This window comes from Bifidobacterium asteroides (genome assembly GCF_003202755.1).
In the GTDB taxonomy this organism is placed as follows: Bacteria; Actinomycetota; Actinomycetes; order Actinomycetales; family Bifidobacteriaceae; genus Bombiscardovia; species Bombiscardovia asteroides_F.
Genome location: NZ_QGLK01000001.1, coordinates 116,748 through 141,203 on the forward strand (window position 1 = coordinate 116,748; position 24,456 = coordinate 141,203).

Consider the following 24,456-nt stretch of genomic DNA (forward strand, 5'->3'; position numbering starts at 1 on the left):
CGGTTGTCTATGCGACGCAATAATGGCGTGTTGGTTCAGCCCTTGGATCCGTGGGCGTAGAATCTGGTCAGCGTCTCCTTCTTGTACTCGTCAAAGTAGCCGCTGTCGATGGACTGGCGGATTTCGTCCAGCAGCCTTACAAAGAAGCGTTCGTTGTGAATGGTGGCCAGTGTGTAGCCGTTGAGCTCATGGGCGCGAAGCAGATGGTCAATGTAGGCCCGGGAGTAGTGGGTGCAGGTGTAGCAGTCGCAGTCTTCTTCGATGGGTCTGAAATCAGTTTTGAACTGGGCGCGCTTGATGTTCCAGCGGCCGTCACGGGTGAAGACGGCTCCGTTGCGCCCACAACGGGCTGGGGATACGCAGTCGAAGGTGTCTCCGCCGTTCTCCACGCCTGCGAAGATGTCGTCTACAGCGGCGATGCCCAGTACATGCCTGGGTCGGGATTCGGGCATTTCGTCGCAGATCCAGGCGCAGGTCTGCCCCAGCAGCCGTTTCTCTATGGCGCCTCCTATGCCCACGCCGTCGAAGTCCAGGGAGGCGATTTGGCGGGCGGCACGTCGGCGCAGATCCTCATAGTTGGCCCCCTGCACCACGCCGAACAGGGCCTGGTAGGGCTTGCCGGTCCGTGCCTGGGTCAGCCTGTGGTGCTCGTCCACGCAGCGTTTGGCCCAACGGAAGGTGCGCTCCACCGACTGCTCCTGGTAGGTGCGGGTGTTCATCAGGGTGGTCAGCTCGTCAAAGGAGAACATGATGTCGGCTCCGATGCGGTGCTGGATGCCCATGGAGATCTCAGCCGAGAAGCGATGCCGGTCGCCGTTGAGCGGGGACTTGAAGGTGACCCCGTCCTCGTCCACAAAGGCCAGGCGCTCCTTGCCTTCGGCGATCACCTGGTCCGACTTCATGCCGGTCACGTCCATGGCCAGGGTCTTCTTGAATCCGGCACCCAGCGAGAGGACCTGGAAGCCGCCCGAGTCGGTGTAGGTGGGGCCGTCCCAGTTCATGAACCGGGCCAGGCCTCCTGCTTGGTCCAGAATGTCGGGGCCGGGGCGTTCAAACAGATGGAAGGCGTTGGCCAGAAGGACCTGGGCGCCCAGCTGCCGCATTTGCTCGGGCAGGACGGCTTTCATGGCCGCCTGGGTGGCCACGGGGATGAATGCGGGGGTATGGATGTCTCCGTGAGGAGTGTGGATGATGCCGGTGCGGCCGTAGCGGCGGCCATTGTGCCCCAGGCCATCGGGGCTGTCAGGCAGGCGGTTCAGGGTCTCGAATGAGAATGCGGCGCGGTCGCCGGGTCGGCCCGGCGTGGCTCCCAGCGGGTTGGTGATCAGGCTCATGGCTCCACTGTATCCAAGACATCCAACCGTTCTGTTGTGCCCTGTGTACAGTCGATGTGACTTTCATACAATGTCCAGACAACATTCAGCATTTCGCCTCTAGACTTGGAAGCAATGCACGCGAGGACCCGCTTCGCCTGTCAGCCGGAAACAGCAAAAAGCGCGGGCGACGGGGTAGATTGACAAGCGTGACCGAATAGCAGGCAGCGGCATCGATCCAAAGGAGCAGAAATGGCTGAAGAGCACAAGGCCGACCCTTGGAGGGGCGGCGATGACGATCAGTCCTGGCAGCCAAGCCACATCGAGCGCGGGGCCGCCAGTCAAGAGCAGGAGACGGGAGCTTCCAAAGACCAGACCGACTCTGCTCAAGTCCCCGCGCCAGAAGAAGGGGATCAGCAGACTCAGGCTTGGGACCAGAGGCCCACGACCCCTATTGCCATGCCTGGCGGCGATGCACGACCCGCGACTACGGAAAACGGGTCGAATGGCGATAGCGGCACCGGCGCTTCAGCCTCCGCCTCCAGTGGCTCGGCCACGGGGCAGGATGCGCCGACGCAGCGGCAGCCTTATTATCGGCCTGCGCCCGAGTATGGAGCATATGCGCCAGCAGGCTCACGTCCGCCTGCCAACAATCAGGGTCAGCAACAACCCAATCAGCAGCCCAACCAGCAGCCTAACCAGGGATATGGCTCAGGTCCTCAGCAGGGCTTCTTCGGGCAGTACGGCCAGCCAGGCCAGTTCGGTCAGAACGGCCAGCCACGTCAGAACGCCGGCCAGAACCCCCAGGGCGGCCAGCCTTCCGGCCAGGGCCCCTATGTGCCTTTCGGATCCGGCGGCATCAACGGTCGGCCTGGTCCCGCCCACAACGCCAGCAGCAACATGAGCGGCACGGGCAAGTACGTCTTCACCGCCGTGGTGGCTGCCCTGGTGGCTGCAGCTCTCATGCTGGGCCTGGGCTGGGCGGCTCTGTCCAACGGATGGATCACCCTGCCCTCGTCCTCCTCGCTGAGCGGAGTCTCCTCCAACTCCTCGGGCCAGGGCACAGCCAAGGTCGAGGGCGGGCAGGCTCCTGACTGGCAGGGCATCAGCAAGCAGGTCTCCGAGTCCGTCGTCTCCATCCAGGTACAGACCAAGAGCGGGGTGGGGGCCGGATCAGGCGCGGTCTTCGATACCCACGGTCATGTGGTCACTAACAACCACGTGGTCGATGGCGCCCAGGAGATTCACGTCACCCTCTCCAACGGACAGATGTACACGGCCAAGGTGGTCGGCACCGACACCACAGCCGATCTGGCCATCCTCAGCCTGGATCAGGCACCCTCCGACCTGAAGCCTGTGAAGTTCGCCGACTCCGAAAAGCTGGCTGTGGGCGAGAACGTCATGGCCATCGGCAACCCCCTGGGCTACGAGAACACGGCCACCACCGGCATTGTCTCGGCTCTGAACCGCCCGGTCTCGGTCATGGACGAGAGCAACAACAACCCCATTGTGACCAACGCGATCCAGCTGGATGCGGCCATCAACCCCGGCAACTCGGGCGGCCCCACCTTCAATGCGGCTGGCGAGGTCATCGGAATCAACTCTTCCATCGCCTCCATGGCCTCCTCCAAGTCCGAGGCAGGGTCCATCGGCATCGGATTCGCCATCCCATCCAACCTGGTCAAGCGAGTTGCTGATGAGATCATCAAGGACGGCAAGGCCAAGCACGTCTCCCTGGGCGTCACCATCCAGAGCAGCACGGCCCAGGCCGACGGAGTCACCCGCGGCGGCGCCAAGGTCACCAATGTGGTTTCGGGCTCCCCGGCTGACAAGGCCGGCATCAAGGTCGGAGACACCATCGTGGCCTTCAATGGCCATGCTGTCAACAACAACTACTCCCTGCTGGGCTTTGTCCGGGCTGCAGCCTTCGGCGACTCGGTCAAGATCACCGTGGTACGCGACGGCAAGACCGCCGAGGTGAACGCCACCTTGGATAGCGAGGAGCAGGCCGTTCAGGGCAAGCCTAGGACCAACAGGAAGAACTCGGGCGGCAGTGGCCAGGACGGCGACTCCGACCAGGGCGGTTCGGGCGACGACGATGACTCCATGGATCCCTTCCGCTTCTTCTTCGGGCAGTGATCCAGGACTGAACCCAGGGGCCGCATCCGTCAGTTTGGCGGGTGCGGCCCCTGGTCATACTCGCCGCGGTATAGGCTTGATATGTCAAGAGCAGAAGAGAGCCGTGATCCGGCTACGGCTGTCAGGTAGACAAGTCCGGAGCGGGGAAGTGGTCATGTCAAGAATCCTGGGTTTCGCCAAGAAGGTCCCCATGCTTTGGGTGGTTCTGGTCTGCGGGCTGGTCATGGGCCTGCTTTGGCACCCCTATCGCCAGGCTGCCCAATGGCTGGTCGCCGTCCTGGTGGCCGTCTCGCTTGTGGACACCCTCAAGGGGATGATCGATGACGTGCGCCAGGGCCACGTGGGCGTGGACATCCTGGCCGTGGTCGCCATCCTCTCCACCCTCGCCGTCCAGCAGTACTGGGCCAGCTGGGCTGTGGTCCTCATGCTCTACTCGGGAGACGCAATCGAGCAGTACGCCGGGAACAAGGCGCAGAACAACCTGACCGTCCTAGTCCAGGCCGCCCCTCAGGTGGCCCATGTGGTTCAGGCAGAGCTGCCGGAGGGAGAGCATGTCCTTCCCAAGGAGAGCGACTGGAACACGGTGGATGTCGATAAGGTCCGTCTGAACGACCTCCTGGTGGTCAAGCCCGGCGAGACCGTGCCCGTCGATGGCGAGCTGATCAGCCCAACCGCCACCTTGGACATGTCCACGATTAACGGCGAACCCATGCCCCGCAGGCTCTACCAGGACGCCCAGGTCATGTCCGGAGCGGTCAACGGCTCGGGCACCTTCCTGATGCGGGCCCGGCAGCTGGCCCGGGACTCCCAGTACCAGCGCATTCTGAACCTGGTGCGCTCCGCCCAGAACTCACGGGCTGCAGTCGTCAGAACAGCCGACCTGATGGCGGTCCCCTTCACCGTGGTGGCCTTCATCATCGCCTGCGTGGCCTGGATCATCTCCGGTGTGCCGACCCGGTTCGCCCAGGTTCTGGTCCTGGCAACCCCCTGCCCTCTGCTGATTGCCGCACCTGTGGCCTACATGGCCGGGACCGGGAGGCTGGCCAAGGCGGGGCTGCTGATCAAGACCCAGGACGTGATCGAGAATCTGGGTCGGGTCTCGCACATCTTCTTCGATAAAACCGGCACGTTGACCGTCAAACGTCCCCAGGTAGCCAAGATTGACCTGCCTGACGGCGGGAAGCAAAAGGTCGATACAGACCGTATTCTGGCCATGGCGGGCGCTGTGGAGTCCTACTCGGTCCACATCCTGGCCAACGGAATAGCTGAGGCCGGGGCCGCCGCCCAGGAGCGACTGCGGGCACAGGGCAAGGGCGAGACCCATCTGCATGCGCGGGAGGTTCAGGAGGACTCCGGCAACGGGGTCCAGGGCCAGGTCGATGGTCACCAGGTCAAGGTGGGCAGGGCCCAGTTCGTGGCCGACGGGCATTCAAATGATTTATTCGGTCCCCTGGCGCCTGATGAGATGGCCTCCTATGTTTCCATTGATGGGGTCCTTGCCGCCAGGGTCGTCATGAAGGACGTGCCCAGGTCGGATGCCGCCCAGACCATCACCCAGCTGCGGGAGTTGGGCATCACCCGTCTATCCATGGTCACCGGCGACAAGGAGGACTCGGCCCGGATCATCGCCGACCAGGTGGGCATCACCGACGTGCATGCCGGCCTCTTCCCCGAGGACAAGGCCGATCTGATCGCCAAGGCTTCCAGGGAGGAGCCCAATCGGCAGCCCTTCTGGGACATCTGGCTGTCCAAATTCCTTGGTGAGTCAGTGACCAAATCCATCACCCTGATGGTGGGGGACGGGGTCAACGATGCTCCGGTCCTGGCCGCCGCCGACGTGGGCATGGCCATCACCGACGGGACCACTACGGCCGCCTCCGAGTCCGCCCAGGCCGTGATCATGAATGACGACATCGCCTGCCTGCCCAGGTCAATCACCATCGCCCGCAGGACCAAGCGGGTCATGCTTCAGGCGGTCATGCTGGGGCTGACCCTGGCCACAGTGGGCATGCTCTGTGCCGCCTTCGACCTGATTCCGGTGGTTGTCGGCGCCTTTACCCAGGAGGCCATCGACGTGGTTTCCATCCTCTGGGCCCTGACTGCGCTGATAGACCGGGACTGAGTTCATTCCGCGACGCTTGGTGAAAGTCCCGGGGATGGAGCCCAACTAGCTCTGTTCCCGACCGTCGCTTTGCGTTAGGCTGACAAGCATGAGCGATAATAATGTCAACGATTCCACCATGCCCGCACCGGCCCGCGGCGAGGAAGCCGGCTCCCCCCTGCGCGTGGCCGTCATAGGCGCGGGGCCGGCAGGGGTCTACGCCTCTGACATCCTGCTGCGGCAGCTTCGGGAGAAGGGTGCCGACCTGGGTCTGGGCGACCGGGCCCGGATCGATTTGTTCGAGAAGTTGCCCGTTCCCTTCGGTCTTGTCCGTTACGGCGTGGCCCCGGACCATCCCAGCATCAAGTACATCGCCGGCGCCTTGGAGAAGACCCTGGACAACCCCGAGATCCATCTCTATGCGGATGTAGAGTTTGGCAGGGACATCAACCTGGATGATCTGCTTCAGCGCTACGATGTCGTGCTCTTCGCCACCGGTGCCGTGGACGACCGCCCCTTGGAGATCGCCGGCCACGAGCTTGATGGCGTTCACGGGGCCGCCCACTTCGTCGAATGGTATGACGGCTATCCCGACGCTGGCCAGAACTGGCCCCTGGATGCCAAGCAGGTGGCCGTCATTGGAGGCGGGAATGTGGCCATGGATGTCTCCAGAATCCTGATGCGCCGGGCCGACGACCTGCTGGGCACGGACATCCCCGATAATGTCTACCAGGGGATCCAGGGCAACCAGGCCCGCGAGCTGCACATGTTCATCCGTCGTGGCCCGGCCCAGGCCAAGTTCTCGGTCCAGGAGCTGCGTGAGCTGGAGAAGTTGCCTGGAGTGCAAATCGTCATCGACGAAGAGGACTTCGACCTGGATCAGGAGACCATCGACCGGGCCGGTGCCGACAAGCTGACCCGGCAGATGTTGGAGGAGCTTTACACCATCAGGGAGATGGCCGAGGACATGGCTGAGGACGGCGGTGTCGACTTCGAAGGCAATCCCGCCGACCGCCATTTCTATATGCACTTCTACCGGATGCCTGCCGCAATCATTGGCCAGGACGGCAAGGTGACCGGCATTCGCGTGGAGAAGACCAAGGTCACGCCCGAGGGCACCATGGAGGAGACCAGCCAGTACGAGGAGTACCCGGTACAGGCCGTCTATCACGCCATCGGCTACAAGCCCGCCGAGGTTCCCGGCATTCCCTATGATTTCTCTGGCTACACCCTTTCCAACGTCCACGGTCGTGTGACCACTGCTCCCGAGGGGCAGGACGGCCGGCCCATCGACCGCCTCTACGCCACGGGCTGGGCCAAGCGAGGACCTGTGGGGTTGATCGGATCCACCAAGTCCGATGCCCTGGAGACCATCGGCAACATGCTGGATGACCTGGCAGCCAGCCCGACTCGCGGCCGCTTTGCCCAGGACCGGGACGACGATTCAATTGACCGTTTTCTGGCGGGCAAGGGCATCCAGCCTATCGACTTCGCCGGCTGGAAGCGGGTGGATGCCTACGAGCGGGCCGAAGGCGCCAAGGTCGGCCGCGAGCACATTAAGGTCATCGATCCCGACCGGCTTCGCCAGCTCGCCCACGGCGAGTAGGCGATCGGTCTTAGATCGGCAGTGGCGGGGCCTGGATGAGGATTCATGAAAAATCCTCATCCAGGCCCTTTTTTCTTGATCTGCACTAGCATTACCGGGTGCTCACAGTAGGCGGATAGATCCGGCCCAGCTATCATTGTCGTTAGAGCCCTTCACGGAATCGAAGGAGCGTGGCATGGCTAATCTGACTCTCTATCCGGCAACCCTGCAGTGGGCCGTTGAGGAGAGCGATGCCGATCCGGTGGCCCTGTCTCGGCGCCGGGGGCTTGGCCAGTTGCCGGATTGGCTGGAATCCAAGGAGCCCGTGTCCGTATCCTTCAACAAGGTTGAGCAGCTCAGCAGGGCCCTGCATGTTCCTTTCGGCGCCTTGGTCAGGTCGGTCGTGCCCCAGCGTCGCCTTGAGCCTCTGGTCCGGTACCGTACCGTAGGCAATACGTCTGTGCAGCCCAGCAAAAACCTGCAGGACACCATCGACCAGATGCGATTCAGGCAGGAATGGGCCAGGGACGAATTGCTTGAGTCCGGCTTGGACGCCAACCCGCTGGTCGGTTCGGTACAGGATGCCGAGCATGACGATGCCCTGGCTGATGCGCTTCGCTCCACCCTTGGACTGGATGGTCGCTCTGCCTGGGAGGGCGGCAATTCCAGCGACCGTTTCCGTCAGCTCAAGGAACGGGCATCCAATGCGGGCATCATGATCATGCTCAATTCCCAGGTGGGTTCCGTGAGTTCTCGAAAACTGGATCTTCAGGAATTCCGTGGATTCGTGCTGATCGACGACATGGCTCCGCTGGTGTTCATCAACAGAAACGATTCCTTTGACGGCATGATCTTCACTTTGATTCATGAGGTGGGGCACGTACTGCTGGGCACTCAGGAGCTCTTCGACGGCATTGGCGGCCAAGGAGACCGCAAGGCCACGGAGCGCACGATAAACCGAGCAGTGGTAAAGGCCGTGATTGACGATGAACGCTTCCGGCGGCTCTGGCAGGAGAAGTTGGACGGGGGCAAAGAGCCGGCCGATGCCGCGGAGTCCATAGCTGACGACTTCCATCTGAGTGCCTTGGCCATGGGGATACAAGCCCATCAGTTCGGCTTGACTGACGAGGATACGCTTGAGGAGCTGCGAGCACGAATGGATCGGCATCTTCAGGGCAAGGCCGCTCATCGTCAGGAGCGGGAAACCCGTGGTAATGGCAACAGGACCAATGCCTCGAGGGTCGATACCGGTTTCGTCCGCTTGGTCAATGCCGCCATGGACGGGGGCAGACTGGCTCCGACTGAGGGCTTCGACTTGGTGGGGGTGCGCTCCCCGCAGTCTTATCAGGGGTTGATTCGTGAAAAGAAGCTGATATGACCGCTACTCTTTACCTGCCTGATTCCAACATCTTCATCGCCTCTTACCGGTTCAACCATCCTTTCGACTATAAGGAGTTCCACCCCTTCTGGCGATGGATGGAAAAGCTGGTTGAGGACAAGGCAATTGCCATGGTGGATGTCGTCTACGAAGAGCTGATCAACGAGCAAGCCGCTGATCCCGATATGCTGGATCTTTGGGTGCGTGCAGTGTTCAAAGGCCGCCAAATAAGCCATAAGGGTGACAAGTATGCGCAGGTCTATGCGAAAATTCAGGATTATCTGGTCACCTGCGGGAATTATACGGAAGAGTCACGCCAATGTTGGGAGCCAGAGAGCAAGGCGGATCCCTGGCTGATCGCCGTGGCCAAGGTCGAGGGGGCAGTCATAGTGACGGATGAGGCCCGGGTTCCGCTGCAACAGGGGCAGCATATGAAGAAAGAGCCCAAGATCCCTAATATCGCAGACCATTTTGGGGTGGAGAGCATGAGCCTGCGTCAGTTCTTCGATGCCAACGGAAGGTTGAAGAAAGCCCGGTATGTTCCTAAGCCTCGTGATAAGAAGAGCGAAGATCCAATCGTATTGTTCTGAAATGGCGAGGGAACATCGGCAGTTTCATCTTTTCAGCGGTCGTTCAGCAAAAATTCAGCGGCATTGTCTACCATGGAACCCATGAATGGCAAGCTGAAGGTTCACGGACATTTCAACGGCCTTAAAACGACGCTTTTGTTCGCCCTTATGTGGGCCGTTATTATGCTCATCTGGTGGCTGACTGGCGGTCGCCAGGGGACGCTGGGCATCTATATCCTCATAGGCCTGGCCACCACTTTCGGGTCCTACTGGTTCTCCGACAAGGTGGCGATCGCCTCCATGCATGCCCGGCCGGTCAGCGAGCAGGAGGCTCCCGACCTGTACCGGATTGTCCGAGAACTGTCGGGGAGGGCCGGCAAGCCCATGCCCCGTATTTACATCGCCCCGACCGACTCTCCCAACGCTTTCGCCACAGGCCGTAACGAGCGCCATGCTGCCGTCTGCTGCACCCAGGGAATCCTGCGCATCCTCAACGAGCGCGAGATTCGTGGAGTGCTGGGCCACGAGCTCATGCACGTCTACAACCATGACATCCTGACCTCTGCTGTGGCTTCGGCCATGGCCACGGTCATCACCTACCTGGGTTACTCCCTCATGTATTTCGGTAGCGACAGCCGGGACAGGGATAACGATTCCGGCGTCTTCGGCCTCCTGGGTGTGCTGATCAGCTCGATTCTGGCCCCCTTGGGCGCATCCCTGATCCAGATGGCCATTTCCCGAACCCGCGAGTATGACGCCGACGAGGACGGTAGTCGGCTGACTGGGGACCCGGCGGCTCTGGCATCGGCGCTGAACAAAATATCCTACGGGTCTCAGGCCGTGCCCATGCCTCAGACCGCTGGCACCCAGAGCGCCGCTGCCATGATGATCGAGAATCCCTTCTCGGTCAGGGGATTTAGCAGGCTCTTCTCCACCCATCCACCCACCGATGAGCGCATAGCCCGCCTAATGCAGATGAGTCAGGAGATGGGGCAGACCCAGGTGAATTCCGGGCATGGAGCTCAGGTGGGGTACTGAGAGGTCGAGCAGTTTTGCGTCCCTGTCGATAGGAGATGATGCCTGGGATGACGGAGACCATCAATCTGGCCATCGTCGACGATCAGGAGCTGGTCAGAGCAGGACTGGTCTCGATACTGGCTGATGAAGACGATATCAAGATTGTCGCGGATGCAGCCAGTGCCCGGCAGCTTCTGGCGCATCCTCATCTGAGAGATGTCGATGTGGCCCTAGTTGACTGCCGGATGCCTGACATTGACGGGATTCGCCTCATTGACATTTTGCGTAGTAGAGGACTGAAAGCCCGATGCATCGCACTGACGGCATTCGACGAGGATGAGAACCTTGTGGGAAGCATCAAGGCTGGAGCATATGGGCACCTGCTCAAAGATGCCGATGCAGAGGAGATCATCGGCACCGTGCATAGGGTCTATAGGGGTGAACGCGTCCTCGGGACTGCAGAGTCGGGTAGGCTGATGGACCTCATCAGCAGGGAAGGCGAACCGTCGCAGCCTGTCAAAGCAGCGGGAGGAGTCAACGTAGCCGACGACTTCGATCGGACTGACCGTCAGATCATCGACATGATTGTGGCTGGCTCAACCAACAGGGAGATTGCCGATCATCTCTGCCTGTCCCTGGGCACGGTCAGAAACCGCGTCAGTAGCATTTTCGACAAAACCGGCGTGCGCAATCGCACCGAGTTGGCCATGACCTTAAGGCGGTCATGAGCCTGTCAGAACCTGAGTCGTCTCAGGAGCGGAAACCAGGGTCCCTCCCATACGTGGGCCTGGTGGAGGTCGCTTCGTTCTGCTGCTCCTTCCTGTGGTCAAAATATGGCAATCCTCTCAACTTCTTCCTCTTCCAGACGGTCATGGTGTCGGCCTGGCTGGGTTATAGGCTGATTCGGCGACGTATTCCTGCCCTCATCTGTGGGGGCCTTCTCATCGCGGTTTGTCTGGCAGCCACTCTCTTCGACAATCCGCCGCAGATGTTTCTCACCACCATCGTGACCGTGGATGTTCTCTTCGCCTTTCCGGAGATCTGGACCTGGGTCGCAGTGGGAGGGGAAATAGGGGTCTACATTCTGCATATGGCATGGAGGGGAGAATGGCGACGGGCCTCCTGGGGCGATACGGTCCTGAACCTGGCTCTGATCGTCTTCTTCGCGGTGGCTTTCCTCTTTTACGCACGGGCCAGTCGTATGCTCATTGAAAAGAACCGGCAGCTCGCCAGGCAGTCGCTCACAATAGAGAGCCTGGCCCTAGCTAAGGAGCGGGCAGAGATGGCCTCGCAGATGCATGATTCGATTGGTCAGTACCTATCGGCCATGCACATGGAGCTTGAGGCGGCGCAAAGGACCCTGCACAAGGGTTCATCCATCGACCGGGCCCTCACCCATGTGATCAAGGCCGAAGATATCGATAAGAAGGCACTGGCTCAGGTACGTCAGCAGGCCAGGGCTTTGAACCCGGCTGCCTTTGGCGGGGAGCTGACCAAGGAGTCGATTGTCGGTCTGGCAGACTCCTTTGAATCCACAGGTCTGCATGTGACCGCTACGGTGAATGGGAGCCTGGAGGGCCTGTCATCGCAGAATAAGGTCCTTATCTACCGGGCCTTGCAGGAGACTTTGACCAACGTGGTCCGTCACGCCCATGCCTCCTCCGCCTCGATTGTTATTGATCTGGCACCGAGAACCCTTCGCCTGTGTGTGACGGACGACGGGGTGGGTCCTGGCAAAGGGTCTGGTCGGTTTGTGCCGGGCTTCGGCCTGTCCTCCCTTGAGCAGAGGGTAAAGGACTTGGGCGGCTCCTTGCAGGTAGGACCGGCAGAGACAGCGGAGTCTTCCCGAGGTACCCGGGTAATACTCTCCCTCCCATTGACCGCGGATTCGCAGGTAACTTCTGCAGTGCAGCGGACGCAGTGACATTTGTCCTCCTGATGGTGACATCTGTCGGTAGCATCTCCACTATCCGTCGATATAGCTTGGCCCTATGCAATGGGCAGCAATAGGCGGTGAAAGGAAAGGACCCGGAACGGAAGGGGCTGAGGGGCGGAGTATTAGGATCGGGTACATCCGCCTGGTGAATTCCTTGTGGAGGGGAAACCGCGGCCTGCAAATCCTGAACATCCTGGCTGGAGCCTGTCCCATGGCCTTGATTCTCCTGGTTCTTGAGGCTATGGTCCGGGGAGGAGAGGGTGCCGATTCGACCACTCCGGTAGTCATGGTAGCCATCTTTCTGACGTCTTCAGCTTCCGTTTCCAAGACCATCAGCGACCATGCCTTCACTGCTCAATGGGACAGGCTCATGCGCATCCGTCTGCTGGGCGCCTCCCCCTGTCGGCTCCTGGGCTCGATACTGGCCGTCCAAGGTCTCATGGCTGCCTTCTCAGGCCTCATTGGCGTGGCTTTGGGCGAGCTGATGAAGCCTCTGGCAAGGCCTGCCATGGCACGGCTGGACATGCTTTTGCCGGAGCATGGCATCCTGCCAAACCTCTCCTCCATTCTTATGACGGTCCTGCTTTCCGTTTTGTGCCAATGCCTGGGCGCCATATTGGCTGCAGTGAGGGTCATCCGAGCTCGGCCCGATTTGCAGTCCATGCCCCGCTCTTCCGGGAGACGGCACCGCGCCCTGTCTACTGCGGTCATGCTCCTGGTGGTCCTTGCGACTTGCTTGATGATCTACCTAAAGGGGACTGGAGCGGCCGCCGGTGGTATGGGCATCCTTTTGATTCCTCTCTTGGCATGGGCCTTGATAAGAGTGGGCAGACCCCTATTGAACCGAGCAGCGGGGGTCATCATGGCGGGTTACCCAAGAGGTCCTGTGGTCACCTTGGCTTTGCGCAATCAGGAGACCACTAGGGCGGCCTCGCTCTTCACGATGGTGGTCGTCGCCACTGCAGTTGCCTGCGGACTTTTCGGCTTCTTGGGATACAGCGATGCCAATGCGCGCGCCTCTCTGACCACGGCTCTGGCAGGAGGGTCTGTGATCAGCCCGGTCGGCAGTGACCGAGGGGCCCTGGATCATTGGGCTGCCTATGTTCGGTCGCGCGATACTGATCCTCTTATTCTGGCTCCTGCCACCGTAGTGCCTATGGCAAAGGACGGTGCGGGATGCGACCGGCAAATACGCCGGGCCGCCTCCTACTATCGTGGTGCCTCACGCCTTCAAATAGATGGCGATCTAAGTCGGATTTTCCCGTCGGCAGCCCTGCATCCTGCGCGGGATAGTACAGGATTGGACGGGCTCGATGGGGTGGTGGCTTCCAGTCCGGAGGTGGGTGCGGGTCTGTCCCTCGGCGCGCCGGTCTGTATTGATGATGGGAACGGACCAGCTCGACGGAGTCGGATTGCGGCTATAGCTGACCTGCCGGGTGGAATGGGTCAGTACTTCATCCCCTCGCATCTATCTACTTCTACCTCCCGAAATGCATGGAAGACCGGATATGAACGTTGGGGCGGGCGCACTCCACTGGCTCTGGTTTCGTCACAGGTGGGTGGCCGGGAGGTGCCGACAGGGGTCGTTGACCAGACGGCTGAAGCATGGGTGGCGAATCTGCCGACTGGCAAGATCTATGCACAGACCGGAGGGGAGGGGATGAAGGAAATGGCCGTCATCGTCTACCCGGTCTTGGTCATATGTGCCGTGGGCGTCCTGTCGCTGATCTTCACCATGGTTGAGGAGAGGCGTAGGACCAGGGCCGTGGCCGTCCTTCTTGATTTGGGAGTCTGGCGGTACGGATGCAGTGGGACGTTAAGGTACCTGAGCGAAGTCTTGCCGGCCTTCCTGCTGGCCTGCGCCGGTTCGCTCCTGGTTGTCAACCTCTGCTCTCACCCGCAGTCAGTCGAACTCTATGGAGGTATCTCCTTTTACTGTCCCGCTGGGCAGCTGGGTCTGCTTCTGGCGGTGGTCCTGGCAATGGGGCTGGTGGCCCTGGTCGCCCACATGATTTCCTATGTTCGTCTGGTCTGTCAGGGATGAGCAAAGCGGCCTGTGGTGGACTGGAAATAAGTGAGAGCGCCATGAAATGAGACGGAGTCTTACATTCGGCGGTTGTGAGCGGATGTTTTGAAAATTGCGTGTAAGAAGGCTGGGCGTGAGAAGGAGGGATGTATGGAAACAGGACATGATGGATGGGATGCAAGTAAATCTCAGGTAACTGCCCAGGGTGTGGGCCCGGATGGTGGCGGTACGGTCTTGCGGGCCAGGTCCGTTTGCTACGACTACTCGGAAAATGGACGACGCAGGCATCGTCTGCTGGGAAAGTCGTATGACAGGAATGGGCCGGCACCTCAAATCGGGCCAGTCAATATAGAACTGCAAGATGGCTGTATTACGGCCCTGATTGGACCCTCGGGATGCGGGAAGTCCACTGTGCTCAAGCTGCTTGCCGGCATCCTGACCCCCTTGCGAGGTCAGATCTGGTATGAGCATCGGGATATTGCTCGGCAGCCGGATTTTCGCCGGGCAAGGCTTCGCAGGACCGAATTCGCCTTCATTTTTCAGGATTACATGCTGGTCGATTCTTTGACGGTCGCCGAGAATATCATCCTGCCGCGGTCCTTGAATGGTTCAGCCACCGATGATGGTGCTGTACGTCGGGCTCTGGCCTGTGTGGACCTGCCGACCGGTGTAATGAGGCGAAAGGTGGGCGAGCTGTCAGGAGGTCAACAGCAGCGGGTGGCCATCGCTCGGGCCATGATCATGGATGCGCAGGTTCTCTTCGCGGATGAGCCCACCGGCAATCTGGATCCCAGAGCCCGTGAGGACACCCTTGATGCCATCCAAGCAGCCATGAGTGCGGGACTCAAGGCCAGCCTTCTGGTTACTCATGATGCCAGGGTGGCTTCCAGGGCCGACAGAATTCTGTATATGCGGGATGGGAGGATTTGCGGTTCCTATCCCCATATGGATCAAGAGGATATAGATCGGCTCCTTCTGTCCGGGTCGGAGTAGGAGGAGCCGCTGAGGTCGATTCAAAGCTGAATTCTGTGCCCGTTACAGACCACGGTTTTGACGGACCAGTCAGCCGGGTTCAGGAGGAGGAGGTCGGCCGCATAGCCGGGTGCCAGCAGACCCAGCGGAGCACCGGTGATCGGGTTGGAGCGGTCCAGTCCCAGGGCCCGGGCAGGTGTCAGAGTGGCGGCTTCCACGGCCTGGGGGGCTGGCAGGCCGATGGCCTGGACAGCTCTGCCGACTGCCACATCCAGGGTCAGGGTTGAGCCGGCGATGGCTCCGTTGGAGGTCAGGCGGGCGTGGCCGCCCTTCACAGTTACATCCAGGGAACCCAGCTTGTAGGCGCCGTCCTCGCAGCCGGTGGCCTCCATGGCATCGGTGACCAGGGCTATCCGATGGGGGAAGAGCCTGAAGGCCAGGTCGACGCAGGGGTCCTGCACATGGAAACCGTCGTTGATCAACTCGGCCGTAACCCGGCGGTCCTCCACGGCGGCTGGAATAGGGCCCGGCTGACGGTGGTGGATGCCGTTCATGGCGTTGAAAACATGAGTGAGTATGCGGGCGCCGGCATCGAATGAGCGGCGGGTCTGGTCATAGTCGGCATCGCAATGGCCAACCGCAGGCACCACACCGGACTCGGCCAGGCGGGATATGGCCTCGTAGCCATGGTCGCGCTCGGGGGCCAGGGTCACCTGGCGTATGCAACCGTCGGCAGCCTCCAGGAGATTGTCGAGAACCGCTGGCTCAGGATCGCGCAGGCACTTGGGATCGTGCGCGCCCTTACGGGAGAGTGCGATGAAGGGCCCTTCCAAGTGGGCGCCCAGCACGTCGGGCCTGGAGTCCATGACCCTCTTGACTGAGCGCAGATTGGTGCACATCGTGTCGACCGGATTGGTGATCAGGCTGAGCACCTGCCTGGTTGTTCCATGGACCATATGGCAGGCCCTGGCTGTGCGAATGGCCTCGTCGCCGTCGTCAAATGAGTGAACCCAGCCGCCGTGGGAGTGGATGTCGATGAACCCGGGGGTGAGGATGAAGCCGGCTGCATCGATGAACTCAGCACCGTCCGCATTCACGTCATGGGTATCTGATCCAGGCTGGAAGGAGGGCGGCAGGCTGGGCAGGCCAGCGGCCCTCAGGGCGGATTCCAGGCTCTCTCTGCCTTGCCCGACCTGCTCAATCCTGCCATCCAGAGCCAAAATCCAGCTGTTTTCCCTGATTCCTCGAGCGTCTATCAGCCTTGCGCCAGTCAGGACAAGGGGATGGGCCGGTCCGTGGAGGGATGATTCAACCGCGAGCCCCGCCGACTCGTATGCTTCCTTGGACATGTTTAGTTTGCCTTCTAGATGGACTGCCAGTCAGGCTTGTTGGCGTATGCCCACTTGTAGTAGTCGCGGTTGCGCAGGCGGGAGGCGGCGGCCTCGTCCACGATCACAGTGGCGTGGGGGTGCATCTGGAGGGCGGAGGCCGGGCAGAAGGACGATATGCCGCCTTCTACGCTCTCGGCAACGGCTTCTGCCTTACCGGCACCAAAGGCCAGGAGAACCAGCTGGCGTGCCTTGAGGATGGTCCCGATGCCCTGGGTGATGCAGTGGGTGGGCACCTGATCCATGTCATTGTCGAAGAATCGGGCATTGTCGATGCGGGTCTGCTCGGTCAGTGTCTTGATGCGGGTGCCCGAAGCCAGGGAGGATCCAGGCTCATTGAAGCCAATGTGCCCGTCTGTGCCGATGCCCAGGATCTGCAGGTCGACTCCGCCGGCATCCTCGATTGCCTGGTCATATACCCGGCCAGCGTCCTTGATGGTGTCCAAGTTCCCATTGGGCACTCTCACCTTGGCGGGGTCCAGGCCCAGAGGCTCGACCACGGTCCGGTCGATGGTGGAACGGTAGGACTGGGGGTGGGCCGGATCCAGCCCCGCGTACTCATCCAGGGCGAAGCCACGCACCTGGGAGACGTCGATTCCCTCCTTGTGGACCAGATCAGCCAGCGCCTGGTATGCCGCCAGGGGGCTGGACCCCGTGGCCAGGCCCAGCACGCAGTCGGGCTTGCGCCGGATCAGGTCGGCTGTGCAGCGGGCGTAGATTTCGCCGGCTTCCTCTTGAGACTTGACGATGATGATTTCGGTCATGATGCGATTTCCTTTCCTATAAAGTCAGATGGGCGACTACCAGCGGCCATGCGTCCTGCCAGAGCGGCACCGATGGCTGCGATGGGCAGGTCGGCTGGGGCCAGGCGCAACCGGCCGGGCAGCTTCAGCGAGGCGATGAAGTGGCTGCAAGCCGCGCTCCTATTCAGATGCTCGGTGACCAGATCCAGTAGGGGCTGACCGGTTTTGCTCATGCCACCGCCCAAGATGATTACAGCTGGATCGATAGTCAGGGCCACGATCTGGACAGCCAGGGCAATGCCATGGCCGATGATGTCCTGGACTTCCTGGGCGTGCTGGTTCCCCTTGCTTGCCTGGGCAATCAGGTCAGGCAGGGGATGGGCGATTCCCGGCCAAAGTGCTTCCACTGCCGAACCTGAGGCCACGGTCTCCAGACAGCCACACTGTCCGCACTTGCAGGGGAACTGGTGGGCATCCACTGCGATGTGGCCAATTTCGCCGATTGCCCCGCTGGCTCCATGTTCGATCCGACCCTCACGGATGATGCCCGCAGCCAGACCAGTGCCTAGGTTGATGAAGGCCACTACGTGGTCGTCCTGGTCGGGCAGGGCCCTGGGTCCGTCACGCCCAGGCTCTGATGCGGGTCGTCGGACCTGTTCCCGGGCAGCCTTGGAGTGCGGTGTGGTTTCAGGGGCTATCAGGATGTTGTCAGCCTGCGAGGCGGCTCCCAGAGCAGCGATGTTGACATCATTCTCGATGCGAACAGGCAGACCGGTTGTCTTGGCAACGGCAGGACCCAGAGCCATGTGGCGGATGCCCAGGTTGACTGCGTCGTCCACTATTCCCCGGTTGGCATCCACACGCCCCGGGATGCCCATGCCTACGGTGACCGGACCCTGGTTTGGGCTCACCTGATCCAGCAGATGGCGGATAAGTGTCACTGTGTCGTCATGAACCGCTTGGTTGCCCTCGCGTGTGGGGATTCGATGGCAGGCTAGCAGGTGCTTGCAGCGGTCTATGGCCACGCCCTCTATCTTGGTGCCGCCGATGTCAATTCCTAGGCTGATCGGACCGGCCTGGACGCTATCTGTATCCGCCTCGGGATGCGGGGTCGATGCTGCCATGGATTTCAGCGTGCCTGATCCTGGTCCGCCCGTCCCTGTCCGCAGGCCTTCTTGATGGCCGTAGCGATGGAGACCGCCGGGTCGTTGTAGGGGATCAGGGTTGATTGGAAGGCGTGATAGAGGTCGGACTTGCCGGGCCAGACCGTGCCGATGACTTGGTTGCCGGCATCCAGCTGATGCCACCAGGATCCGCCCTTGTGGTCAATCAGGTAGTGGTCTACGTAGCTGCAGAAGGTGGCATACCAGTCGGCGTAGGTGGCTTTGCCGGTGGCCGCGTAGAGGGTGGACGAGGTGTTCAGGGCCTCGGCCAGGGTCCAGTGCATGCGGTCGTGGACTACCGGGCGGCCTTGCCAGTCCGTGGTGTATACCAGGCCCTCGGCCCCGTCAGTGGCCCAGCCATCCTCCACAGCCCTGGCGAACAGGTGCTCGGCTGCCTCGATGTAGCGGCGACGGTCGGCCTCCTGATCGAACCTGCTTAGGGCGTACTGAGTGATCAGCCTGGACCATTCGATTCCGTGGCCCGGGGTTGCCCCGTAAGGCTTGAACTGATCGGCCTTGTTGTCCTGGTTGTAGTCCAGGTCGGCCTGCCAGTCGCTGTTGAAATGCTCAGGTATACGCCACTGGTTGTTCTCTGCCCAGCTGATGACCTGGTCGATGATGCGGCCGGCGCGCTCGCGGTAGTCCTCTTTACCGGTGGCATCGGCCACGGCCAGGAAGGCCTCGGTGCTGTGCATGTTGGCGTTGAGCCCCCGGTAGGGGTCCAGCCGTGTGAACTCGCTGTTCCAGGTGTCGACGGCAAGGCCCTTGTCGTCATCCCAGAAGTAGCGGTTGAAGATCTGCAGCGCCTGGTCCAGCAGAGCCTGCCCATCGGGGTCGCCGGCCAGCATGGCCGAGGAGGCAGCCAGGACTACGAAGGCGTGGGTGTAGCAGGACTTGCCGCTCTCGGGCTGGCCCTGCCAGGAGACCGAGGGGTACCAGCCGCCGTGTTTGTCGTCGTGCAGGTTGCCCTGGAGGGCCTGAACACCGCGATGGACCAGCTCTGATGCTCCCGGGTAGCCCAGGAGGCTGCCGATGGCGTAGACGTGGGTCATCCGGCAGGTGATCCAGGTCTGGATTCCCTGCTCGGGATCGATGCTGCCGTCGTCATTGAGCCAGCCGGCGCCGCCCTGCTCGGTGGGGAACCCACGCCCGAAGTCCAGGAAGCCATAAGTTTGTGAGGCCATGAAGATACGGTTGGCTTCGTTGCCCAGCAGGTATCGGGGATTTATGGCGGACGATGAGACTCCCGAATGGTTCGGTGTCGTGGTCATGGCGATCGCTCCTTTGCTCAGCGAGGGGATGCAGCTGTTTCTGGTATCTGTTCATAGCCTAACACGTAATTGTTAGGAAACTGAACTTTTTACTGGTTGCCCCAGTGGTCTTGCTCACGATGCTAGTGCGCAATCATGAAAACAAACAGCTTTGTTGCCGCAATGGCGAGGTCTGGACCTGACCGAGCAAGGAAGTTTACAATATAAGGAGCAAGTATGGATGGGCATGATTACGGGGTTCAAGGCCCAATCCCCATGGCGGGTCCCCGTACCCGCATTATCTATCGTCAGGCGAATCATGACCAGCAATACCGGCAACCTGTCCAAGGCGCTGCCCAAGTCGGTGCGGCATCACAACCGAGCCGTCCTGCTCAGGCTGCTCTACCCCGATGTCAGTATGACCAGAGCTGATCTGGCCCGCGCCTCAGGGTTGACCAGGGTCGCCATATCAGACATCGTGGCCGAGCTGCTGGGCGAGCATCTGATCATGGAGGTGGGTTATAGCAAATCCACTGGGCCGGGCAAGCGGGGACGGCTGCTGCGCATCAATCCTGACGGGCGCAGTATCTTGGCCCTGGACCTTTCTACGCCCTACGTCTTCAGGGGGGCGGTACTCAACCTGACCGGACAGGTGGTGGCGCGTGAGGAGATCCCTCTGACCGCTGACGGCAAGGTCCCCCTGGACTTGGTGGGGGAGTTGACTGATTCATTGATCCAGCGGGCAGCCCATCCCATCATGGGCATCGGCGTATCCAGTCCCGGCATCGTCAGCGCCGAAGGCGTGGTGGATGATGCCACCAACCTGGGCTGGGTTCAGACCGACCTTCGCGGCTATCTGCATGAGAAGACAGGCCTGGAGGTGACGGTCAACAACGACGCCAACAACGAGGTACTGGCCGAGCAGCAGTTTGGCTCAGGCCAGTCCGACCTATTGCTGGTCCATCTGGGCGACGGAGTTGGGGCAGGGTTGCTGGTTTCCGGCGAGCTTGTGACCGGCTGCAATCGTGCGGCCGGCGAGATCGGCCATGTGGTGGTGGATCCCACCGGTCCTCAGTGCCGTTGCGGTAAGCGCGGTTGCCTGGAGTCGCTGATTAGCGTTCCCAAGCTGACTGCTGCGATGGACCGGGATCCCGACAATCTGGCCAGCATTTTGCGCCGTGCTGGCGAACTGCTTGGTCGTGTTCTGACCATGCCTGCCGGCCTTATGGACATTCCTCGCGTGGCTGTCTTGGGCGACTCCAGAGTGGTCAACCGCATCTTCCTGAGCGCCATGGAGAAGACCATGAACGATGCCCTGGCCACTGATTTCCGTCGGCCTTTGGTAGTTGACCGTTCGGCTCTGGGTGAGGATGCAGCCTTGCTTGGAGCCTGCTCCACAGTGGTGGCCGATCTGATCGAGCCCGACGGCACTGTCTGAAAGTGGATTGAATACCTATCTCGCAACTGTGCCCAGAGCTGGTGATTCGCGCACATCGCCGAGACCTGCTACCATGGTGACTCGCATGCGGTTGGCCGAGGTCTGAGTCCGGTAGTCGCATTTGCGGGCGTAGTTCATTGGTAGAATGGAAGCTTCCCAAGCTTCAGAGGCGGGTCCGATTCCCGTCGCCCGCTCTCGCTAGGAACATTGGAATGCCAAAGAGGGCGATGGCTTATAGCTTCCTATTTATAAATAAACTTAAACGTTCTAGCTATATCAATCATGAAAGGATTGAAAATGGTTGCATTAGAGACCGCTGCAGTATCTCTTACACAACTAGTTGCAAAGTCTGTCGGTGATGGAATTCTTTCAAAGGTGAAAGCGATTAAACTGCAAAAAGATCAGAATGCAATGGCTAATGCATATGATGCAATTATCAACGATTTAGTGCAGGATCGGGCTGAAGCTATAAGGATAGCCCAAGCGTACAAGACAGAGGTTGATAGGATTGAAATCAGCGATGATGACATCAACCATTTGCATAATACTATAGAAAAGCTGATTAGGATTTTCGGAAAATCTGATGCTGAATTTACGGAGACGGCCGATCAAATAAATGCACTTATCTCGGTGGACACACTCAAAGCTATACAGCTTCTAGGCTTCAACTACAAAGAAGCAATTGGAGAGCCGCTAACAAGAATATGCGCTGACGCAATTCAAAAAGGCTTATCTGGGAAAATTGCAATTAATTAACAACTAGTTCTATCGATATCTTTAGGGGAAAAGAGTCTTATCAATTCGTTTTGCCAGATGAATTCGTAGCTCACGACATATATAAATGCAATGCAGACCCGTTGAGTCGATCTTCAAGTTCATCCGTATTACGCTTGACACTTAGCGACTTGTGCAGTAGTTTCCGAAGTCCGGGCCATTCTGGGAATTGTAATGCGTTAATGGACACGAATGATTCTTGCCAACTGTATATAACTGTTCGGCGACATTCGGGAAGAAATGACCCTCTGCATCTGCAAATATTTAGGTGAGGTTCCGGATATTCAAAATATGACGCAATAGCGATGGCCGGGATTGCATGATTTAAGAATATTAGAAGCTGCTATGATTCCGACTTTTACAGGCTGATCTATAGCTTTTCCGGTTTGTGGCTCCGCTCCTTACCGTTGTAGCTTTCGTCGTTTTACTTGTCCTCTTTCTTCTAAAGGAGTTTGGCATAAATGCCATTTCCTCAGACCCCATATAGGTCGCAAAACTCGTAGCGAAAGGATTTCTTTTGCAAAATCAGTACCTGACAATATTCCTGGAAATTCTGGAGTGTCGAAGCACGGTGCCTTAGGTCGGGCAGTGGAAGATGAGGGGGTACAGGGAAGTATGGAAAGGACGGCCATCATGGCTGATTATCACGTGCAATACGACGGGGATCGCGATCTGTGGACAGTCAAGCGGGCCGGGGCCTCACGCGTCTCCCGCACCTTCGCCACCAAGGCGGAGGCCACCAAGCAGGCCAAGGTCTTTGCGGACCGGTCTGGCGGCGGCGAGGTCAACATCCATAACAAGGGCGGCAACAAAATCCGCGACAAGCGCACCATAGGCAAGAAGGATCCCCGAGACATCAAGGGCTGAACGAGAACTTAGCTCTGGGATTTCTCGCCGCCATCGGGGCTGTGCTGGCGCCAAGCGTCGTGGTGATGGGTAACTATGCCTAACTATGCCCATCTATCAGCCCGGCAGGATGTTGGGATGGTGAAGCATTGGCCGCCCTCGCTGGTCTGTATGTGTCCGCTCCCATAGACTGAAACCAACCGCGAAAGGTGGCGAGGTCAATGGCCGATGGATTCAACCAGCTGGATCAGCGGCTGGCGAACAGCGGGTATGATGAGGGTCTGCCAGCCTCCTACCCTCCTCACCCGGATATTGATGAGCGCCCTATTCAGATAGCCCATGCCAACATCTGGAGTCGGTTTGCGGCGGTTACGGGGCTGGTCTCGGCCCTGGCGGGCGCGGCCTTGCTGGCCCATGCCATAGCCCCCTCCAGGCTGGGTGTCATAGGCCAGGTGGGTATTTCGGCTTGGGTGGGTGTCTCCGTGGCCTTTGCCTTGTTGACCATAATCCTGGTCGTCATAGCCCGTCACTCCGGACCAGTCCCGAACCGGCCATCGGTGGGCTCGGCGGGCATTATTCTTTTGATTTGCGGAATGCTCTTGACAGTGGCAGGCCTGCTTATTGCCAACTCTTCCCCCAAGGGCATCATCAAGGCTCCTGCGCGTGACGAAGCGCCCATCAGCTCGCCCCAGGCCATGACCGGCGGTATTGATAAGGCTGCTGGCCAGTGCGCTTCAGGTTGGCATGACATCGGCTTGGACGGGTATGTGGGCATCTCCCAAGCCCGGTATTGCACGGATACGACCATGGCCTACGTGGTCTTCGACAACGATTCAGCGGCCTCCTTGGCCAAAGGGCCTATCCGCGCTCGCGTGCCTGACCTGATCTCCCGCTATGGAGGCGGGTTGCAGCCCCAGGATCTATGGTTGCTGACCGGCAAGCGTTGGATGGTGATTGGTAGCAAGGCCCAAGTGACCGGACTGCAGGGCCAGTGGGGTGGCCAGGCCGAGCCGCTCATGAGTCAGCATTGAATGACCGGGCCGGTCGACTATCGTGGCAGATATGGATCAAGCACAAAAGGATAACGGCGGATTGGTGGGTCGGCCCTCCACGGTGGTGCCCGGACGTTTTGGGCAGGAGCTCACGGTCGAGCAGGTCCGTTGGTCCCGCAAGCAGGGCACAGCCAACCCCTCGCGGCCCATTTTTGTACTCATGCACGGTTGGGGCTCCAATGAGGAGGACATGGCTGAACTGATGCGCTACGTGGCTCCTTACAACGACTACGCCTCCTTGCGGGCACCCATGGTGGTGCCTGGCAGCGAGCGCGGCATGTTCGGCCCGGGCTACACCTGGTTCCACGATATGCGCCCCGAGCAGGAGGATCTGGATCGGGATGGCTATGCAGCAGCTCGGGCTGTGGACGCCTGGGTTTCAGCCAACATCCCTGAGGACCGACCTGTGGTGGCCATGGGCTTCTCCCAGGGAGCCATGCTGGCTGTTCATCTGCTTCGGGTCAACCCTGAGCGCTACCGAGCCTCCATATGCCTATCCGGGTTCCTGGCCCCAGGCCTGGTGCCTGGCACTGCTCCCGCGGATGAGCGTCTGGCTGGCTTGAATAAGCCGGTCTTCCTGGGATTCGGTTCGGATGATACCACGGTGCCCAAGTACGAATTCCGGGCCCTGGCCGCCTGGCTGGATGAGCACGTATGGCTGCACACCACCGAGTACGATCACCTGGACCATGCCGTGGACATGCGCGAGATGAACGACCTTCGTCAGTGGCTGGGCGAAATCGATGTGACCTCGGGCCTTATGTAG

At 60.2% G+C, this 24,456-nt stretch carries 20 protein-coding genes and 1 tRNA gene; 16 read left to right on the plus strand and 5 right to left on the minus strand.

Annotated elements, in window-relative coordinates; all coding sequences use genetic code 11:
* Nucleotides 1-35: 35 nt before the first annotated feature.
* On the minus strand, nucleotides 36-1,334 hold the full coding sequence (tgt, locus tag DKK74_RS00425) for a tRNA guanosine(34) transglycosylase Tgt (RefSeq protein WP_110412290.1): 1,299 nt from the start codon (nucleotides 1,332-1,334) through the stop codon (nucleotides 36-38).
* A 231-nt stretch (nucleotides 1,335-1,565) separates the two neighbouring features.
* On the opposite strand from tgt, the gene DKK74_RS00430 reads away from it, so the two are divergent.
* The 10 genes from DKK74_RS00430 (at nucleotide 1,566) to DKK74_RS00475 (ending at nucleotide 15,057) form a co-directional block, all read left to right on the plus strand.
* Entirely contained in the window at nucleotides 1,566-3,452 is a 1,887-nt protein-coding gene (locus DKK74_RS00430) for a S1C family serine protease (RefSeq protein ID WP_110412291.1), read from the plus strand.
* Nucleotides 3,453-3,606: 154 nt separating this feature from the next.
* On the plus strand, nucleotides 3,607-5,574 hold the full coding sequence (locus DKK74_RS00435; RefSeq protein ID WP_110412292.1) for a heavy metal translocating P-type ATPase: 1,968 nt from the start codon (nucleotides 3,607-3,609) through the stop codon (nucleotides 5,572-5,574).
* A gap of 118 nt (nucleotides 5,575-5,692) precedes the next feature.
* Nucleotides 5,693-7,159 (plus strand): FAD-dependent oxidoreductase, encoded by a 1,467-nt coding sequence (locus DKK74_RS00440; RefSeq protein ID WP_110412780.1) that lies wholly within the window; start codon nucleotides 5,693-5,695, stop codon nucleotides 7,157-7,159.
* A gap of 175 nt (nucleotides 7,160-7,334) precedes the next feature.
* Nucleotides 7,335-8,516 carry an ImmA/IrrE family metallo-endopeptidase gene (locus tag DKK74_RS00445; protein ID WP_110412293.1) on the plus strand — a complete coding sequence of 394 codons (1,182 nt, stop codon included), beginning with the start codon at nucleotides 7,335-7,337 and terminating at the stop codon, nucleotides 8,514-8,516.
* On the plus strand, nucleotides 8,513-9,106 hold the full coding sequence (locus DKK74_RS00450) for a DUF4411 family protein (protein ID WP_110412294.1): 594 nt from the start codon (nucleotides 8,513-8,515) through the stop codon (nucleotides 9,104-9,106). The genes DKK74_RS00445 and DKK74_RS00450 overlap by 4 nt, the downstream gene beginning before the upstream one ends.
* 81 nt (nucleotides 9,107-9,187) lie before the next feature.
* A complete protein-coding gene (htpX, locus tag DKK74_RS00455; protein WP_110412295.1) occupies nucleotides 9,188-10,123 on the plus strand; it encodes a zinc metalloprotease HtpX in 936 nt (311 codons plus the stop codon).
* A 47-nt stretch (nucleotides 10,124-10,170) separates the two neighbouring features.
* Complete coding sequence (locus tag DKK74_RS00460) at nucleotides 10,171-10,830, plus strand: response regulator (protein ID WP_181414837.1); 660 nt, start codon at nucleotides 10,171-10,173, stop codon at nucleotides 10,828-10,830.
* Nucleotides 10,827-12,026, plus strand: coding sequence for a sensor histidine kinase (locus DKK74_RS00465; protein ID WP_110412297.1), 1,200 nt, complete (start codon nucleotides 10,827-10,829; stop codon nucleotides 12,024-12,026). The genes DKK74_RS00460 and DKK74_RS00465 overlap by 4 nt, the downstream gene beginning before the upstream one ends.
* A gap of 223 nt (nucleotides 12,027-12,249) precedes the next feature.
* Nucleotides 12,250-14,082 carry a hypothetical protein gene (locus DKK74_RS00470; protein WP_146210517.1) on the plus strand — a complete coding sequence of 611 codons (1,833 nt, stop codon included), beginning with the start codon at nucleotides 12,250-12,252 and terminating at the stop codon, nucleotides 14,080-14,082.
* A 132-nt stretch (nucleotides 14,083-14,214) separates the two neighbouring features.
* A complete protein-coding gene (locus DKK74_RS00475) occupies nucleotides 14,215-15,057 on the plus strand; it encodes an ABC transporter ATP-binding protein (RefSeq protein ID WP_110412299.1) in 843 nt (280 codons plus the stop codon).
* 20 nt (nucleotides 15,058-15,077) lie between these two features.
* Here DKK74_RS00475 and nagA read toward each other — a convergent pair whose 3' ends face one another.
* From nagA to DKK74_RS00495, 4 genes are read right to left on the minus strand one after another with little or no spacing between them, the layout of a single operon-like run.
* The gene (nagA, locus tag DKK74_RS00480) at nucleotides 15,078-16,385 is read right to left on the minus strand and encodes an N-acetylglucosamine-6-phosphate deacetylase (RefSeq protein WP_110412300.1); all 1,308 of its coding nucleotides are present in this window, start codon (nucleotides 16,383-16,385) and stop codon (nucleotides 15,078-15,080) included.
* Between the two features lie 14 nt (nucleotides 16,386-16,399).
* Entirely contained in the window at nucleotides 16,400-17,188 is a 789-nt protein-coding gene (nagB, locus tag DKK74_RS00485; protein WP_110412301.1) for a glucosamine-6-phosphate deaminase, read from the minus strand.
* The gene (locus DKK74_RS00490; protein WP_110412302.1) at nucleotides 17,185-18,291 is read right to left on the minus strand and encodes an ROK family protein; all 1,107 of its coding nucleotides are present in this window, start codon (nucleotides 18,289-18,291) and stop codon (nucleotides 17,185-17,187) included. The genes nagB and DKK74_RS00490 overlap by 4 nt, the downstream gene beginning before the upstream one ends.
* A gap of 5 nt (nucleotides 18,292-18,296) precedes the next feature.
* Complete coding sequence (locus tag DKK74_RS00495; protein WP_110412303.1) at nucleotides 18,297-19,601, minus strand: AGE family epimerase/isomerase; 1,305 nt, start codon at nucleotides 19,599-19,601, stop codon at nucleotides 18,297-18,299.
* Nucleotides 19,602-19,821: 220 nt separating this feature from the next.
* Between DKK74_RS00495 and DKK74_RS00500 the strand changes: the two genes are divergently transcribed.
* From DKK74_RS00500 to DKK74_RS00525, 6 genes are all read left to right on the plus strand, one after another.
* Nucleotides 19,822-21,018 (plus strand): ROK family transcriptional regulator, encoded by a 1,197-nt coding sequence (locus tag DKK74_RS00500; RefSeq protein ID WP_110412304.1) that lies wholly within the window; start codon nucleotides 19,822-19,824, stop codon nucleotides 21,016-21,018.
* 123 nt (nucleotides 21,019-21,141) lie between these two features.
* Nucleotides 21,142-21,212: transfer RNA gene (locus DKK74_RS00505), tRNA-Gly, on the plus strand.
* A gap of 103 nt (nucleotides 21,213-21,315) precedes the next feature.
* Entirely contained in the window at nucleotides 21,316-21,774 is a 459-nt protein-coding gene (locus DKK74_RS00510) for a hypothetical protein (protein WP_110412305.1), read from the plus strand.
* 651 nt (nucleotides 21,775-22,425) lie between these two features.
* Complete coding sequence (locus tag DKK74_RS00515; RefSeq protein WP_045934889.1) at nucleotides 22,426-22,659, plus strand: DUF2188 domain-containing protein; 234 nt, start codon at nucleotides 22,426-22,428, stop codon at nucleotides 22,657-22,659.
* A gap of 200 nt (nucleotides 22,660-22,859) precedes the next feature.
* On the plus strand, nucleotides 22,860-23,669 hold the full coding sequence (locus DKK74_RS00520; RefSeq protein ID WP_110412306.1) for a hypothetical protein: 810 nt from the start codon (nucleotides 22,860-22,862) through the stop codon (nucleotides 23,667-23,669).
* 31 nt (nucleotides 23,670-23,700) lie between these two features.
* Nucleotides 23,701-24,456 carry an alpha/beta hydrolase gene (locus DKK74_RS00525; protein WP_181414838.1) on the plus strand — a complete coding sequence of 252 codons (756 nt, stop codon included), beginning with the start codon at nucleotides 23,701-23,703 and terminating at the stop codon, nucleotides 24,454-24,456.

Excerpts from the sequence above, each read along its gene's own strand:
- DKK74_RS00510 (WP_110412305.1), top strand. The coding sequence starts at position 21,316 with ATGGTTGCATTAGAGACCGCTGCAGTATCTCTTACACAACTAGTTGCA.
- DKK74_RS00495 (WP_110412303.1), bottom strand. The coding sequence starts at position 19,601 with ATGACCACGACACCGAACCATTCGGGAGTCTCATCGTCCGCCATAAAT.
- DKK74_RS00520 (WP_110412306.1), top strand. The coding sequence starts at position 22,860 with ATGGCCGATGGATTCAACCAGCTGGATCAGCGGCTGGCGAACAGCGGG.
- DKK74_RS00450 (WP_110412294.1), top strand. The coding sequence starts at position 8,513 with ATGACCGCTACTCTTTACCTGCCTGATTCCAACATCTTCATCGCCTCT.
- DKK74_RS00460 (WP_181414837.1), top strand. The coding sequence starts at position 10,171 with ATGACGGAGACCATCAATCTGGCCATCGTCGACGATCAGGAGCTGGTC.
- htpX (WP_110412295.1), top strand. The coding sequence starts at position 9,188 with ATGAATGGCAAGCTGAAGGTTCACGGACATTTCAACGGCCTTAAAACG.
- DKK74_RS00465 (WP_110412297.1), top strand. The coding sequence starts at position 10,827 with ATGAGCCTGTCAGAACCTGAGTCGTCTCAGGAGCGGAAACCAGGGTCC.
- DKK74_RS00440 (WP_110412780.1), top strand. The coding sequence starts at position 5,693 with ATGCCCGCACCGGCCCGCGGCGAGGAAGCCGGCTCCCCCCTGCGCGTG.
- tgt (WP_110412290.1), bottom strand. The coding sequence starts at position 1,334 with ATGAGCCTGATCACCAACCCGCTGGGAGCCACGCCGGGCCGACCCGGC.
- nagB (WP_110412301.1), bottom strand. The coding sequence starts at position 17,188 with ATGACCGAAATCATCATCGTCAAGTCTCAAGAGGAAGCCGGCGAAATC.
- DKK74_RS00435 (WP_110412292.1), top strand. The coding sequence starts at position 3,607 with ATGTCAAGAATCCTGGGTTTCGCCAAGAAGGTCCCCATGCTTTGGGTG.
- DKK74_RS00445 (WP_110412293.1), top strand. The coding sequence starts at position 7,335 with ATGGCTAATCTGACTCTCTATCCGGCAACCCTGCAGTGGGCCGTTGAG.
- DKK74_RS00470 (WP_146210517.1), top strand. The coding sequence starts at position 12,250 with ATGGCCTTGATTCTCCTGGTTCTTGAGGCTATGGTCCGGGGAGGAGAG.
- DKK74_RS00475 (WP_110412299.1), top strand. The coding sequence starts at position 14,215 with ATGGAAACAGGACATGATGGATGGGATGCAAGTAAATCTCAGGTAACT.
- DKK74_RS00490 (WP_110412302.1), bottom strand. The coding sequence starts at position 18,291 with ATGGCAGCATCGACCCCGCATCCCGAGGCGGATACAGATAGCGTCCAG.
- DKK74_RS00515 (WP_045934889.1), top strand. The coding sequence starts at position 22,426 with ATGGCTGATTATCACGTGCAATACGACGGGGATCGCGATCTGTGGACA.
- DKK74_RS00525 (WP_181414838.1), top strand. The coding sequence starts at position 23,701 with ATGGATCAAGCACAAAAGGATAACGGCGGATTGGTGGGTCGGCCCTCC.
- DKK74_RS00500 (WP_110412304.1), top strand. The coding sequence starts at position 19,822 with ATGGGCATGATTACGGGGTTCAAGGCCCAATCCCCATGGCGGGTCCCC.
- nagA (WP_110412300.1), bottom strand. The coding sequence starts at position 16,385 with ATGTCCAAGGAAGCATACGAGTCGGCGGGGCTCGCGGTTGAATCATCC.
- DKK74_RS00430 (WP_110412291.1), top strand. The coding sequence starts at position 1,566 with ATGGCTGAAGAGCACAAGGCCGACCCTTGGAGGGGCGGCGATGACGAT.